Raw genomic sequence first — 15,814 nt, forward strand, 5'->3', positions numbered from 1 at the left:
CTCAATTAACCATTCCCTGGAGTGCAAACAGCTTAAGGCTCGGCGTCATCGCGCCAATTGTTTTTTATTTTGATAAAGATATCTATGTTATCAATAAACAGCCTTAGAAAGTCCGGGTCAAAATGGCTGCCGCTGCAGGACTGCATCTCGCTCAGTACCTCATCGAGCGGCCAGGCCGGCTTATAGCAGCGGGCGTGTGACAGGGCATCGAACACATCGGCAATGGCAACGATTCTGGCGAAGGGATGTATCTCTTTACCCGAGAGACCTCTGGGATAGCCACTGCCATCGTACTTCTCATGGTGTTGCAGGGCGATTGTGCCGGCGGCCTTTAAAATGGGCCGCTCTGAATTAGCCAGGATCTGATGGCCGATTATCGGGTGTTGCCGCATCACATCCCACTCAATATCGTCCAGTTTCCCCGGTTTGAGCAGCACATTGTCGGGAATGGCTATTTTCCCTATGTCATGCATGGGCGCAGCGCGCTTGAGCAGATCGGCCTGTGTTTCCGGCAGGCCGGCAAGCAGCGCCAGTTCATGGCAATACTCGGCCATACGCTTAACATGATTGGCCGCTTCCTTGGAGCGGCTCTCCACCACATCACCGAGACGTAAAATAAGCTCCGACTGAGTATCTTCCACTTCCTGATTCAGCAGCAGGTTTTCGAACGCCACCCCGACATTGATGGCAAAAATGTCGATAAGCTGTTTATCCAGATCGGTCAACTGGCTGACCGAATCCATATAAAGCAGGTTGACCCAGTTATTTTTGGCCGGAAAGTAGCCCACAAAGCAATCATCCCGATAAAGACAACGCTGCTCTTTCAAGGCTTCTTCCATCAGCGACTGAATATGAGAAGGCAAGGGTTTCTCATGGTGGTTGGTAAACTCACCAGTGGCGGCCAATATCTGAATTTTGTTGCCGTTACCCGGCTCTGTTACCGCATCCATGGCATTGCAGCCGAGTATGGTGGTGGCGTCTTTGAGCTCAAGCAAGTTGGCCACCTGAGTCAGCAAGCCATCAGCAAATTTGTGCAGGGTACGCAATTCAAACAGGCCTGAAGTGGCCTCCAAAACCCGCTCCAGCCCCTGGCGATGGTTGAGCTGCATCTGCCGCGCCTGCTCAATTTCGGTAATGTCCCTGAAGGAGCGCAGGGCAGAGTAGACACTGGTTGTCAGCTTACGGGAGTCCAACTCGGCCTTGGCTTTATAGTCATTGATGTCATAGTTAACTATCACATCCTCTTCCGGCGCCTGCCCGGGTTGACCGGTACGCAAAATCAGCCTGATGGCTTTATTTTGTTGGTTTTCACGGATCCACCGCACCAACTCAAGCCCGGCATGATCGCTTTCCATCACCACATCAATAAAGGCGACGGCGACATCTTCTTCACCTTGCAGTAGCTCTTTGGCTTGTTCGCCGCTATAAGCGTTGATAAAGCTCAATCCGCGGCCGTCGAGTTTGAAGCGGGATAGGGCAAGTTTAGTGACTGTATGCACATCAGGCTCATCATCCACCACCAGAACTTTCCAGGGGGGCAGGGTATCTGTCGTTGTTGAAGCTTTCTTTGAGCCAAATAGCGGGCCTTTCTTGGCCATGTCGATCAGCATCTGTTGGACTCCAATCAATTGAATAGTTTTGATTTACCTTTCAAAAGTGTAGTCCAAGCATCGAGAAGGGCTAGCAATAGCTCACAAATTTGACAACGGCCGGTATAGGGGGATTTTCAGCAGCGCCAGGATCTACTATATTGAGAATTATTCTCATTAAGTGGGTGGCAGAATGGAAACCAAAAGCAAAACAATATCGTATAAAACCGATCAGGAAGTCTGCATGGCGATACCCGTCGGCAAACTGGCTGAGTTGATCCATAAGGGCGAATTATGTGCGGCGGATTTTCGTTGTCTCGACAGCCAATCCAAAAAGCAGGTTTGGCAATTGTGCCTTTGGTGCTGTAAGCAAAGAGTTCATTGCGATCGTCAGTGCAGCCAATGTGAGACTGGGATTAGTGCCGATAAATAACATTATCGGCATCAGTCAAAAAAGAGTAAAATCTATAGTAATCATTGCTATAGAATAGGTTTTACCTTGGAAGACAATCAAGCGTTATCTGCCATGCCGCTGTTTGACAGCGCAGACTTGCTTTTGCAGGGTAACCCTGTGGTCAACAGCTATATTACCCAATTAAGCCTGGGTAAAGTGGCCGATGCCGGCCTCTTGCTTGAGCATGCAACAGACTGGCTTTACGAACAAAGAGACAGTGAAAACAACTACAAGGCGTACCGCAGCGAGTTGACAACCTTTTTTCACTGGTGTTTCGATGTCGCAGGCATATCTGCCGCCAATGTGGGCCGACGGGAAATGGGACGTTACGTGGCTTATTGCCAGGCGCCACCAACAGAGTTAATGGGTTATTTCAACGTTCCGCAATTCAAGACGGATAAGTTCAATCAGAGTCGGGAACCCAATCCCAAGTGGCGGCCGTTTATTGGTCGCAAGGCGCTCGGCAAACCCTTGCCATACAGCCTGAGCGATAATGCCTTGAAGACAAAAATAGCCATACTTTCATCATTTTATACTTATCTTATGAGCGAAGAGTATTGTGAGCGCAACCCGGCGCAGCTCTGGCTCAATCACAGTCGCTTTGCCAATAAGAGTAAGTTCAGGTTGGATCCGGCCGAAGAGCAACTCAAGGTGTTCAGTGAGCTGCAATGGTCTTATCTTGTAGCTTGCGTGCAGCGCCTGGCTGAAGCCGAGCCGGCACAACATCAACGCAGTCTGTTCTTGATTAACCTGATGTACGGCTGTTATCTGCGGATCTCGGAAATTGCCGCTCGTGCCGGTTATGCGCCAACCATGAGTCAATTCAAGCGCCATAATCACAGCGGCATCTGGTATTTTCATATTCCCAGGAGTAAAGGCGGCAAGGCCAGAAACGTGGCGGTATCCAAAGCGTTGCTGCAATCACTGCAAAGTTACCGGCGCCATTTGGGATTGAGTGACTATCCGCAAGCCAATGAAACCACGCCGCTGTTTATACGGCATCGCGCCGCCGGCCGAGGTCGGGAAAGTGGCGTGCTCAATGCCAACCTCGGCATACGTCAACTGCGGGATGAAATTCAGTTTCTGATAAACTGCGCCGCCGATGATGCCGAGAAAGATGGCTTTATCCAGGAAGCCAATGAAATGCGACAGCTTACTGCGCACAGTATTCGTCATACAGGTATCACTCATGACATCAATCTCAATGCTCGGCCTTTATCCCATGTGCAGGCGGACGCCGGTCATGAAAGCATAGACACTACATCGCAGTATCTGCACACCAGCCAGGAAGAAAGGCACCAGAGTGCATCCGCCAAGACATTGGATAGACTGCAAGGAATTGAGAGCTAATCCAAGAAAACTATTGCTAGAGGTTTAAGGTGAATCACGGAGGAAGTTAGTTGCCTTAAACCTGGGATTACCGGTAATAACTCTCTAGATTTCAAATAGCTGCACATATAAATGCGCACAATGTATATTATGTTAAATTGATTGTACGGGTAACTTATTACACACACTACATATCCTCTTTAAGCTTCTTTATAACTTATTTACGGGCTGCAAAAACTTTAAGTCGTAAGTTATGTTCTGACGTTCGACATCAGCAGCCTTTTCTCGACAAAGAAATCCATTAGTGCTCTCACCTTGCTCGGCATATGCTCACGAGACGGAACGTATAAGTAAACGCCGGGAAAAGACTGACACCATTCCTGTAGAACACGTTGCAACTTGCCTTCTTGCAAATACGGACGCACGACAATTTCAAAATGCTGGATTATACCGACCCCCTGGAGTGCCGCACGCACCATGCTGTCATCATCGTTGGTGATAAAGCTCCCTTGAGGTTCCAGCGCAAATTCTTGCCCCGCGATCTCTGGTGGCGCAAACTCCCAGCTGAAAATGGTCCCGCTGCTGGTTTGCCGGAAACGCAGACAGTTGTGCTTCGCCAACTCGGCAGGCGTTTCCGGTATGCCATGTTTCTCGAAATAAGCCGGTGTCGCCACCACTGCCATTTCCATTGGTGGCGTGATGGGTACCGCGGTCACGTGTTCGGCCAAGCTCTGGCCCAGCCGAATACCTGCATCGCAGCCGTCAGCGATGATGTTGGCTAGGCCATCATCCATGATTAGCTCCAGCTGCAACTTGGGATGACGCTCCAGGAATTCGCCCACGTGAGGCTCGATTAGGGTCTTGGCCGCAAAACGGGATGTGTTTACACGTAAAAGTCCTGAGGGTTCAGAGCGGGTCTCTCCTACCGTTTTTACCACATCGTCAATCGATTGCAGCGCCCCTTGCAAGACTTCAAAAAGCCGCCTTCCATCTTCCGTCAGCGACATGTCCCGCGTAGTGCGATACAGCAGTTTGACGTTCAATTTTTGTTCCAATGTTTTGAGGTTTTGCGATAATGCAGCCCGGGAAACCCCCATTTCAGCGGCCGCCTTGGTGAAACTGAGATGATGGGCAATATGGGTGAACCATGCCAGTGACGGCAGCAACGAAGGATCCATCGGCACTCCTATTGTAAACCAGTACTTACTACTGTGATCCTAATTTATGTCTTTTTCAATGACAATCTTGGTTCTATAGTTTTATCTCCAACTGAGTACTCCAACCGTGAAAAATGGGAGATGACAATGAACACAGTTATGATCAAGACCCGGTACTGGGACATCGCAGCCAACATCTATTTCCCTCCTGGATTTGATGACAATAAGCAGTACCCTGCCATTATCAGCGCCCATCCTATCGGGAGCTGCAAGGAGCAGACTGCAGGCAACGTTTATGGAGAAGCCCTCTCAAAAGAAGGATTTGTTGTCATTGCCTTCGACCGCAGTACGCAGGGACAGAGCGGCGGTGAGCCCCGCTATACCGAAGATCCTTCGATGGCTGTAGAGGACTTCAGCCGCGTAACTGACTATCTAGTGACTCTGCCTTACGTAGATGCAGATCGTATCGGGGTACTGGGTATCTGCGGCGCTGGCGGTTATGCCATCAATGCGACCATGATCGAGCGCCGTATTAAGGCTCTGGTCAGCATTACCGGAGTCAATTATGGTCGCCTGTGCCGTGAAGGCTTCAGCGGTTTCGACCCTATCGGCCAGATGGAAGCCGTGGCTGCGCAACGCACCGCCGAAGCCAAGGGGGAAGCCCTCCAGGTCGACCTCTTCGTCCCCCCTTCCCTGGAAGTCGCAGCCGAAGCAGGTATGACTGATGTCGATGTGCTCGGTGCCACTGACTATTACCGTAATCGCTGTGTCAACGACAATGCAGGTACCCGCGCACTATTCTCCCGTCGTGCTGCCTCCGCTGCCTGGGATGCCTTCCATCTGGCCGAGACCCTGCTGACTACGCCGATGATGGTGGTGGTCGGCGATATACCTGGTGGCTTTGGTGCCTATCGCGATGGTCTGGAGATTTACGCGCGTGCAGCTTCGAAGGTGAAGGAACTGGTAGTCGTTGAGGGCTATTCACACTACGACCTATATGACCAACCAGAGCCGGTTGGCCAGGCACTTGGCAAGTTGATCCCCTTCTTTAAAACCAATCTCTAACGACTGAACACTTCAAGGACGGTTACAACTGGTTTGGCCGTCATCCACATGAGGTTTTGAGTTTCTTGAACAGGTATATGGGCTAATCATCAAAGCATCATACCCCCGTACTTTTAAAATACGCCCGCTGCCCTCGGGGTTTAAGCAGACGTCGTATACATATTTTTCAGTAGGTTAAGGAGTTCTCCCCATGACCAAAGTATTAATCCTGGGTGCCAATGGTCAAATTGCCCGTTGGGTGGTGCAGATGCTGGCAGACCACAAGGATATCGACCAAACACTGTTGGTTCGAGATCCCAATAAGCTATCTAGCCAAGAGCCTAAGAATGCTCAGATTGTTATTGGCGATGTACTGGACAGTCATTTTCTTCAACACATCATGGTTGGACAGGATGTTGTATATGCCAACCTGGCCGGAGATGTCGATGTTCAAGCTGAGCATATCGTCACTGCTATGGCGGCTACCGGAGTCAAACGTCTGATATTCGTCAATTCGCTGGGGATCTATGACGAGGTACCCGGGAAATTTGGGGAGTGGAATAATGCCGAGATCGGTAGCTATCTGAACCCATACCGCAGGGCGGCAGACATTATCGAAGCAGCCAATGTCGATCACACAATATTGCGGGCGGCCTGGCTGACGGACAAGGACGAAGTGAACTATGAAACGACTGAGCGACATGAGCCTTTCAAGGGGACTGAAGTGTCACGCAAGAGTGTGGCCGGATTGATCGTAGAAATCATCAACTCACCTGCGCTGTACAGTAAAGCCAACATCGGCGTAAACAAACCAAATACGGATGGTGACAAACCCGCTTTTGCATAAAGCGGCATACCTTACTAATTGAGAATATGCGAGATGACTGAGAAATATTTAGACGCCTGCCTCCAGCCACTTACCTTTACCAATGGCATTACTCTGCGTAATCGCATCGTGATGGCGCCCATGACTACCTGGTCAGCTAACCCCGATGGTACAGTTTCTGATCAGGAACTCGCCTACTACCGTCATCGAACCAATGGCGTAGGCATGGTCATCACTGGGTGTACACATGTCATGGCAAACGGCATAGGCTTTACCGATGAGTTTGCAGCACATGATGATAGCTTCATCCCGAGTTTGCGAAGCTTGGCTCAAGCCGCTAAGAGCGGTGGTGCGCCAGCCATACTTCAAATCTTTCATGCGGGTAATAAGGCCATACCCGGCCTGGTACCCGATGCCAAAATCGTCAGCGCCAGCGCTCTGAAGACCCCTGGCGGTTCTTTCAACAAAGGGGGAGTCGTGAGCCAGGCCTTGACTCAGGAAGGAATTCTACAAGTGATCCATGCCTTTGGGGAGACCACTCGGCGTGCCATTGAAGCAGGATTTGATGGTGTCGAGCTGCATGGCGCGCATGGTTTTTTAATCCAGAACTTCTTTTCTCCCCTGTACAATCAGCGCACAGATGATTGGGGCGGTTCTTTGGAAAATCGCATGCGTTTCCCTCTAGCTTTGGTAGCGGAAGTTCGCAGGGTAATAGACACCCATGCCAAGCAACCTTTCCTGCTCGGCTATCGTATTTCCCCTGAAGAGTCCGTCGAAGCCGGGCTTAGAATAGCTGACTCTCTGATGCTTATTGACCACTTGATTGACCACGAAGTCGACTATATTCATGCATCATTGATGGATATCCTCAACTCAAGACCTATCGATGCCATAACCGATCAGTTAACGGCTGAAGTGATCACCCGGCATGTCGCCGACCGCGTCCCGGTTATCGCGGCAGGTAAAGTCCGCGTCCCTTCGGAGGCCGAGGAAGCCTTGTCTCTTGGTCTCTCACTTGTCGCTGTAGGCAAAGGTTTGGTCATGAACCCCCAGTGGGTTGAACTGGCTCAACATCAACGGGTCAGCGAGATAGATACTGAGTTGTCGAGCAGCAAAGTCTCAGAGATCGTGATCCCTGACAAATTATGGGGAGTAATCGACGCCTCCAGAGGAAATGGCTGGTTTCCATTGCGCGAAGAAGACAGCGTCAGTACAACTTAACGAAAGAGCGGCTCGGCCGATCCTCTCAATTTTACCGAAAGTAAGGGGTTATTGTGCCCCTTCCGTCTAGAGATATATGCTGTTTTACTTCCTTTCAGGGATCACACCTGGATTACATCCCCGGTCTCATTTCCTCAGATTTATGTGAAGTAACACATAAACTGTTCATAGGTTTGCATAGAGTTAATGATTGATATCAGTAACTTGTATTTAAGTTGGTCCTAATTGTAAATAGGAATAAATATCATTTGATAGATTTAATACTTGTGCTATGTTGCGATTCTTTATCAAACCAATTCTTCGGACATCGCAACTCATGTGGTACCTCCTGTTGATCCTGACGATGACCCTGGGTTCGCTGCTTATCTATTTAGGCAGTAAACACCAGGCATTGCTTGCCAAACCTTTGCCCTGGCAGGCCAAACTGCTGGGCACTTTATTACTGCTGCTGGCTCTGCTCGGCTGGGGTTTACTGTTGACGGCCTCGGCCGCATTGTTTTTTTGGCTAATGCTGCTTTCCATGCTGCTGGGCTCCCTGCCCTTTATTTCCCTGCTCAAGGGAGACAACAGATGACAACCATTAAGAAAGATAAAATCCGCCCTGACTGGCTGGGAAAAACCCTTGCCGGCGCCTTGCTGGGCTTTGCCCTGGCAGTGGCTCTCAGTGGTATCTTTGCCTGGGTGGGGCCTGGTGGAATAGATGCCAAAGATAAGGTGCAATTCAATATGTGGCTGATAGCGCCACTCTGGCTTTCATTCTTCAGCTTCAGCTATTTGTTCTACAGTGCCCGCCGCGCCATTTTCTGGCTAATGGCGGCCAACGTGCTTGCATGGCTGCTGCTATGGTGGGTTAAGTAAATGCAGATCCGCAGCGATATTCTCAGAATTTATCAAACACTTCATACCTGGGTGGGCATACTCGCCGGGATTTTACTGTTTATCGGTTTTTATGCCGGCGCCCTGACCATGTTCAAGGAAGAGATTGCCGCCTGGTCATCACCGCCGCAAACCATTTTGCCACAGGTGAAACTGGAACAGATGGACAAACTACTCAGTGAAGCCAGAGCGCAACACCCTGAGTTAAGTAAGGGCTTCAGCCTTCATCTTGCCAGCGACAAGCATTCGCCTTTGAGTTGGTACGCCTCCGGCAGTGAGCGGCAATGGGGTCTGGGCGATGAGCTTTGGCATGCCAGTTTAAACAATCAAGGTGAGCTCATCTCCCATAAGGAACCCAAGAGCCAACTGGCACGCTTGATAGATGAGCTGCACCGCACCGGCGGTATTCCTGGCGATATGGGACACGAGCAGCTCGGTGCTTATTTTATGGGGGTTGCCGGCATTCTCTATTTTTTGGCGTTGGTTTCCGGGGTGATCTTCCTGCTGCCAACACTGGTGAAAACGCTGTTTGCCTTAAGGCGCAAGAAAGGCCCCAATCGTTTTTGGCTCGACAGCCACAACCTGCTTGGCATCACAGCACTGCCATTTCATATCATTATCAGTTTGACCGTGGTGGTGTTTGTCTTTCACGATCAATTGTACGGCGCCTTGGGGCAGTTTGTTTATGGCGATAAGCCGATGTTCAACCGCGAAGCGCCCAAGGGCGAAGTGCGCTCACTGAGCACCCTGCCCCCGGTAACCGAACTGGTTGCTCGGGCCGAAAGCTTCGCGCCCGGTTATCAGGCACTCAGTTTGACCTATATGGGCATGGATACTCCGGCTCCCATGGTCCGGATGGCCATGTATAACGAAGAAGCGTTGATGCGCGGCCCGATAGGAGACTTCCTTTATATGAACCCCTACACCCTTGAGGTGGGCAACAGCACCTTTACTCCGGGGGAAGAAGGCGTTTGGGGCCGGATGGTTTCGGTATTCTTTGGACTTCACTTTGGCTCCTACGGCGGCTATCCCGGTCGCTGGCTCTATTTTTTCCTCGGAATGAGTGGTGCCATGCTGTTTTACAGCGGTAATCTGCTATGGCTGGAAAAGCGCCGCAGCAAACAGCGCAAGGGGGAGCCCATTCCAGAGCAACCGAGAAGAGTCAGGATCCTTGGAGCCGCTACTGTAGGAATTTGCTTGGGTTCAATGTTAGGCGTTGCGCTGGCCATGTTGCTGGGTAAATGGGGATATGCTCATGTAGAAAATATCAATCATCTCTATCTGTGGAGCTACTACGCCAGTTTCCTTATTGCCCTGGCTTATGCTTTCTGGCGTGGTGCTGCCAGAGCCGCGGTAACACTGCAAGCGCTATCGGCGCTGGTCTGTCTGGCAATGCCGCTGACATCCATCCTGGCGTTGCTGGCACCCGGTCTTGGAATCTGGGCACCGGAGACCCCAGGCACCTGGGCGGTGGATCTCACCGCATTCGGTTTTGCCGCCATCTTTGCCTTTGGCGCGCTCAAAACCTTTAAACGAGCGACCCAGGGGCCGGCTGACAGTATCTGGGCCATGCCGCAAAAACAGCCTATTGCTGCGCTGCAAACCAGCGTTCAGTCTTAAGCTGTTAGTTTGAATCATTCCACAAAGCCCCGTTCGCGGGGCTTTGCTTTGCAAGTCATGCCATCGAGCTCACAAGTTGCACAACAGAATCGCCATTGCCCGGCGCCATTATTGCTTAATCTGCCAACGGCTTTTATAGTAGCCGCTGATTTTTATGGAAGAAAACCAAGGAGCTGGAATGTCCACCAATACGTTGTCTCTCCATCAGATCTGGTGGCTTACACTCACCTCGCCACAGATCAGTTTCCAAACCCAGGCCAGAGGTTATCTTAACCCTACTTCCCTGCATGCCGGGCTCGAAGAACCCAATACACTGGAAGAAGACTGGGGTATTACCGATAGATTATCCCTTCATCAGCAGATTGCCAGTCTGGTTAACGACGGCACCCATGGTCATTATCTGGTCAGTGATTATAGTCAATATGCCTGTGGTACCAGCTTGAACTGGCGATATCTTATTGATTTCGAACAATCCCCGCGTAGGCAGGCCGAAATGCGCTATGTCGCCGCGACTTATTCCATTCTCGGAGTCGGCGGCACCCGTGCCTATGATTTCGGGCGCGCCTCTTATCTCACCCGGGAAGGATTGCGCTTGGGTTGGGTCAGCCAGGAAGAGTTCGATTTTCTCCACAGCTTTATCGCAACCAAAAGCCGCTATTTTTACCGCTCTTGGGAGCAATATACCCAAGCCTGGTTTGCCGGGCGTGCGATATGGATGTTTTTAATCAACGAGCCGGACACAGAAGAGGCAGCAGAGGCATTACTCAATGGCTGGATAGCCAGACGACAACGGATAGACTATCGCCGTGCTATCAACGACAGGGATAACCCCATTCATCAATGCGACTGGGACATGGAATTGCCGCAACTTAGCGCCCCGCAAAGCCTGCTCGATCTTCTCAACCAAACACAGGATTAGTCGCCATGGATATCTGGCAAATACTCGGTATCACCGCCACCCAAGATGAAACAGCCATCAAGCAGGCTTACCGCACCCAGCTCCGCGACTGTCACCCGGAGGATAACCCGGAAGGCTTCAGAGCACTGCGCAGCGCCTACGAACAAGCCTTGGCTGCGGCCCGCCCGGCAACCCAGCCCAAACCACTGGAGCTGAATACGCCCTCGCCCGCAGCGGCCAAGGCACAACCATTGCCGCAACAAGAGTCTAAGCCGCAAGATTACAGCTACCGGACCCAGCCGCCGGAAACCCAGCAAACAGCTGCCAAAGCCCAGGTTGAAACCCCGGAGAGTCTGTTCCAGCAGCTGATGAGCATGTTGGCCAATGAGCGCCTGCGCTTTGACAATGAACACTGGTATCAGTGGGCCGAGCGTGTCGGCCAAAGCTCTCTTTCCTGCCAAGCCCAGCTGTCACAGTGGGTTCAGGCGGAGATACTCAATTGGCGCTGGCTGCCAGGACAAATTATCAGTCATTTGTGGCATGCACTGGAGTGGAGCTCACTTGAGCGGGGCGATAAGGCGCAGCAACAAAGGGCGGCTTTTTTCGATTGGTGGATTTCGCGGCCGAGCCCTGCGCCGCTGGACTGGTTGGCGACGCAGGATAATGCGACTCAAATCGCCATCCAAAGCTACTATCAACCATTGCAAAATGCACTGCTTGACTGTGATTTCCCACAGATCCGCATGTTGTTCTTTAGCGGTCATGTCTGCGGCGTGCTGCACCCTGCGCTTGCGATTGTCCAACTCAGGGTTATCAGAGCGTTAAACCTGAATTGGCCCGTGGAACAGTTGCTTGAGTTATGTGACTTTGTGTTGCAGCAAGGCGAACTCTGGGGCGAAGATTTGGTGCTGCTGGCCGAGATCAGCCGCCGCTGCGGTAAGGAATCCTTAGCACTCAAACTCGCCGATGAACTCAAGCAAGCCGAGCTGCCTCAGCTATTGGCCGAACATCTGGAAAACTGGTATCTGCCGAGCACGCCGCGTTTGGCACTTTGGTTTAAGGCATTGGCCTGTCAGCAAGGCGGGAACTGGCGAATATCGGCCGCCTTTGAAGAGTGCTGGTTTGATGAACCCCAAGAGGCGGATTTCATCGAGCAACTGCTGTACAAGACGGTATTCAACGAAGGCGCTATGCCCCACACCATATTGCCGCTGAAGTCCTTGCCCGGTTATGAAGGCGCGTTGGCGAGATTGTTCTGGGCATGTCAGCTGGGCAGTTGGCAACAGATTGAACAGTTCGCTCAATTGCCGGCTTGCGATCGCGTGGAAGCCGGTTGGCATTATCTCGGCGAGTTACTTTGCGGCATTGCGACAGAGATCCTCGCCAATAGACCCAAGCATGCCGTGTTTGAAACGCTGGCGGCAGGTTATGGCCAGACCAACTGGTTTACTATGCCTGCGCCCGATGCCCAGGCCTTCAGCCAACCCACGCCCGAGGAGTGGCTGCAAGTTGGCCAGCGCCATCCCCTGCTGCCGGATAGCTGGCTGCAGGCCTTGTGTCAAAGAGCCGAAGCCGAAGAATGGCTGTCACTGCTGACGGAAAATCCCAGTCTGTTTGGCATGCTGATCTGGCAACGTGAGGGGGTACGTCAGCCATTGCTGTCAGCATTTGAGCATTCATCGGACGCTGAAAACGGCGAGCAAGCCGCCAAGGAGCAAAGTTCTCAACCGGATATCGCCCTGGAGTGGGCAGAGTTCTACTATTCATTGCCATGGAGCAAAATCAGCCATCGCTTGGCGATGCGTCAGGCACTTTCACTGACGCAGTTGCCGCAGCCAATCAAGGACACTCCCTTTGCCTTGGCTTGGCAGACGTGTGCGGATCCGCAAAGCATCTCGCCGCTGATTGCCGAAGCCGTCATGCGTTGGCCCAAGCAGTTTGTGTTTTGCATAGAGCTGCGCAACCAGGTCGAGCGCTTGGCGCAATCAAGCTTAAGCGATGAAGAGCTCTGGCAACAGATTGATGCCGAGCAACTGACGGCACTCGGAGCCTTGATCAATCGCAGGGTTGAAACCACTGACGATATACACAATACCCTGATACTCTGGGCGGCACTGAGATATCACCCCAACGCCAGTAATAGCTGGCGCTATGTCACTACGCCACAACTGGAGAAGCTTCAGGGGCAGCTGAAAGAGCAAAATATCAATTTCGAAGAGTATTACTACGACGACAATACCCTGGCCTATGGTCTGCTGAATGATGATTGGGAACGGGGCATTCATCCGGAAGCCATTGATGCCTGTGCGGCGAAAAAAGAAGCCAAAGACTATGTCTATCCGGCCTGTTACTGCATAGCCTTGTTGGCCAATGACATCTCACGTTCGGGGTTTAATGGCACCTTGGTAGAGGACTTTCACAAGTCGCAACCCAAGCTTGCCGGTGACAGACAAAACACCGCCAAGCTATTGTGCCAACTGCTGGAAGATAAGCTCAACCAGGTCATCAGTGACGACCGAGAGAAAGCGCCGCAACGCTTTAATCTGCACAGCGGCAAGCGCCTTTTTGTCTGGGCACTACTGGTGGCACTGCACGGCTTTTTCGTATTCCCCATCTATCCCGACAGCGCAGCCTCACTGCTCGACCCCATGTCCATAGTGCAGCAACTCGAGGCTCATAAAGGAAAACTCTTGGTGTTCCTGGCCTTTAACCTGTTTATGGTATTCAGGATCTGCAGTACCCGCCAGACATCTAAAGGCGCCCGCAACTATGGGGTGTGGAGCACCTTTGCCATAGTGTTGGCCTTGGTGGGTAACAGCTTCTGGTGGGCGCTGCCACTGCTTCTTGGCCACCTGCTGGCGGCCGCAGGCACACAAGCCGCGTCTTCAATGCGTCACGGCTGGCCGAAGAGTTTTAAAGAACCCAGAAGAATTACCCTGGAGGAAATTGTTTATTGATCCCAGTGCGCCAGTGCATTTTGAATTGCCTGGCGCACATCACGAATATAGTGTTCATCCTGGGAGGCCAGAGCCTGTTCAAAACTCAGCAACCAGTGTTCTATCTGACGCCGCTCGCCTCCCAGGCATTCCTCATACATGCGATGTAACTTTTCCGTCAGGTTGAGGTTGGGTAATTGCTCGCGGGGATGCACTTTCAATCTGGCAAGCCTTTGCCTGCTGGCTTGTCTATCGTCTTCCGATACCCCGGTCGGGCTGCGATCTATCACTTTCTGGTGTACCTCTCCTGTGCTGGTGATGGTGACATCCACTTCAAGCATACCGTTGATATCGTAGCTGAATCTGACATCCACCGATTGCAACCCTTTCCCGGTTGGAATATCGATATCGAGATCGTCAATGTGCAGGTTATTGGCAACCCAAAGGCTCTCTCCCTGATAGATGGCGATACACACCTGGCTCTGCTCTTCATGACCGGCGTAATAGCGTTGCTCCAGCGATACCGGCACCACAGTGTTGCGTTCTATGATGGGACTGAACACCCCGGACTGGCCATTGCTCTCTACCCGGATCCCCAGACTGAAGGGACAAACATCGGTGAGGATCAGCTCCTCTACCGCTTCATCGCGCAAACGACAGGCGGCCTGAATGGCTGCGCCCATGGCCACCACCCGGTCGGGATCCAGCTCCTGGCGGCCAAAGCGGCCCAGTAACCTGGTAGCGACCTGCTTTACATGATGCTGACGGCTGGCACCACCCACCAGAATGAGTTCATCTATCTCTTCGGGTTGTAATCTGGCGTCGGCAAGTGCCTGGCTCAGCGGTTTTCGCAGCCGGTTCAGCGTCTGTTGCCAGATCTTTTCCAGCTCATGGCCGTCGAACTCGAGGTTGATATCCTGCTCGCCACTCAAACAGACCCGGGCTCCCTGGCCATTACTGTGACGCTTGGCATTTTCACAAGCGTAATAGAGCTGACTGAGGTACTTGAGAGATTGGCTTTCACGCTCCAGCTGCAGCTTTTGCAACACGCCATCGAGCAGATCTTGAGTGAAGTCTTCACCACCGAGACGGTTATCACCGGCCGAAGCGCGAACTTCTATTATGCCATCCTGGAACTCGACAATGGTGACATCGAAGGTACCACCACCTATATCAAACACCAGGAAACGTCGGCTATGGGACTCGTGTAAGCTGTAAGCCATGGCGGCGGCTGTGGGTTCATTGATAAGGCGTACCGCTTCCAGCTCGGCCAGCTCCGCAGCCGTATGCACTTGTTTGCGCTGCTGATCATTGAAGTAAGCCGGCACAGAAATCACCACTTGCTTAATGGCGTGCCCAAGATAGGCTTCAGCATCGGCCTTGAGGGTACTGAGTATGATGGCGCAAAGCTCAGTGGGGCTGAACTCCTGACCTCCGAGGCGATAGCGTTTCTCACTGCCCAAAAAACGTTTGAATATGGCGGCAGTATTGCGTGGATGAGTCATTAAACGTTCGGCGGCCGGACGACCAACCAATAGGTGCATATCCTCATCGATACTGACGACCGACGGGGTTAAATCCTCTCCCAAGGCATTGGGGATCATCTGCACCTTACCGTCGAGCCAAAGCGCAATGGCGCTGTTGGTGGTGCCCAAATCTATGCCGATTGCGGGTACTTCAGGCTTATCCATCACCTAACTCCTTCCTTTTCCTGCTTATCCATCTTCGCCGGGGAATTTCCAGCGCCCACACTATGCCTAAAGTTCGACAAAGCAACAAGTTAAATACCGAAAAACCAACAAAGACGAAGGATTATTGATCCACCTGTCCCGGGTGCAGACAACCAGGGAAATACCAATAGAGT

The 15,814-nt window shown here is 51.9% G+C and carries 12 protein-coding genes; 9 read left to right on the forward strand and 3 right to left on the reverse strand.

Features of this window, described 5'->3' with window-relative positions; translation table 11 throughout:
• Positions 1 to 32: 32 nt before the first annotated feature.
• Positions 33 to 1,610, reverse strand: coding sequence for a DUF3369 domain-containing protein (locus tag ON072_RS13325; RefSeq protein ID WP_028779892.1), 1,578 nt, complete (start codon positions 1,608 to 1,610; stop codon positions 33 to 35).
• Positions 1,611 to 2,115: 505 nt separating this feature from the next.
• On the opposite strand from ON072_RS13325, the gene ON072_RS13335 reads away from it, so the two are divergent.
• Positions 2,116 to 3,393 (forward strand): tyrosine-type recombinase/integrase, encoded by a 1,278-nt coding sequence (locus tag ON072_RS13335; RefSeq protein WP_144164285.1) that lies wholly within the window; start codon positions 2,116 to 2,118, stop codon positions 3,391 to 3,393.
• 230 nt (positions 3,394 to 3,623) lie between these two features.
• Here the strand turns inward: ON072_RS13335 and ON072_RS13340 are convergent, their stop codons facing one another.
• Positions 3,624 to 4,550 carry a LysR family transcriptional regulator gene (locus ON072_RS13340; RefSeq protein WP_181317028.1) on the reverse strand — a complete coding sequence of 309 codons (927 nt, stop codon included), beginning with the start codon at positions 4,548 to 4,550 and terminating at the stop codon, positions 3,624 to 3,626.
• 126 nt (positions 4,551 to 4,676) lie between these two features.
• On the opposite strand from ON072_RS13340, the gene ON072_RS13345 reads away from it, so the two are divergent.
• From ON072_RS13345 to ON072_RS13380, 8 genes are all read left to right on the forward strand, one after another.
• A complete protein-coding gene (locus ON072_RS13345; protein WP_243757324.1) occupies positions 4,677 to 5,594 on the forward strand; it encodes an alpha/beta hydrolase in 918 nt (305 codons plus the stop codon).
• 190 nt (positions 5,595 to 5,784) lie between these two features.
• Positions 5,785 to 6,420 carry an SDR family oxidoreductase gene (locus ON072_RS13350; RefSeq protein ID WP_144190587.1) on the forward strand — a complete coding sequence of 212 codons (636 nt, stop codon included), beginning with the start codon at positions 5,785 to 5,787 and terminating at the stop codon, positions 6,418 to 6,420.
• A 33-nt stretch (positions 6,421 to 6,453) separates the two neighbouring features.
• The gene (locus ON072_RS13355; protein WP_274626066.1) at positions 6,454 to 7,620 is read left to right on the forward strand and encodes an NADH-dependent flavin oxidoreductase; all 1,167 of its coding nucleotides are present in this window, start codon (positions 6,454 to 6,456) and stop codon (positions 7,618 to 7,620) included.
• Positions 7,621 to 7,936: 316 nt separating this feature from the next.
• Entirely contained in the window at positions 7,937 to 8,194 is a 258-nt protein-coding gene (locus ON072_RS13360; protein WP_044735810.1) for a hypothetical protein, read from the forward strand.
• Positions 8,191 to 8,478: a hypothetical protein gene (locus ON072_RS13365; protein ID WP_028779881.1), complete on the forward strand. Its 288-nt coding sequence runs from the start codon at positions 8,191 to 8,193 to the stop codon at positions 8,476 to 8,478. The genes ON072_RS13360 and ON072_RS13365 overlap by 4 nt, the downstream gene beginning before the upstream one ends.
• A complete protein-coding gene (locus ON072_RS13370) occupies positions 8,479 to 10,116 on the forward strand; it encodes a PepSY-associated TM helix domain-containing protein (protein WP_044734478.1) in 1,638 nt (545 codons plus the stop codon).
• A 178-nt stretch (positions 10,117 to 10,294) separates the two neighbouring features.
• Positions 10,295 to 11,035 carry a DUF1266 domain-containing protein gene (locus ON072_RS13375; protein WP_025010376.1) on the forward strand — a complete coding sequence of 247 codons (741 nt, stop codon included), beginning with the start codon at positions 10,295 to 10,297 and terminating at the stop codon, positions 11,033 to 11,035.
• Between the two features lie 5 nt (positions 11,036 to 11,040).
• On the forward strand, positions 11,041 to 13,971 hold the full coding sequence (locus tag ON072_RS13380; protein ID WP_261752508.1) for a J domain-containing protein: 2,931 nt from the start codon (positions 11,041 to 11,043) through the stop codon (positions 13,969 to 13,971).
• Here ON072_RS13380 and ON072_RS13385 read toward each other — a convergent pair.
• A complete protein-coding gene (locus ON072_RS13385; protein WP_261752507.1) occupies positions 13,965 to 15,641 on the reverse strand; it encodes an Hsp70 family protein in 1,677 nt (558 codons plus the stop codon). The genes ON072_RS13380 and ON072_RS13385 overlap by 7 nt on opposite strands.
• Positions 15,642 to 15,814 lie beyond the last annotated feature (173 nt).

It is taken from the genome of Shewanella sp. K8, assembly GCF_028823715.1.
Taxonomy (GTDB): domain Bacteria; phylum Pseudomonadota; class Gammaproteobacteria; order Enterobacterales; family Shewanellaceae; genus Shewanella; species Shewanella algae.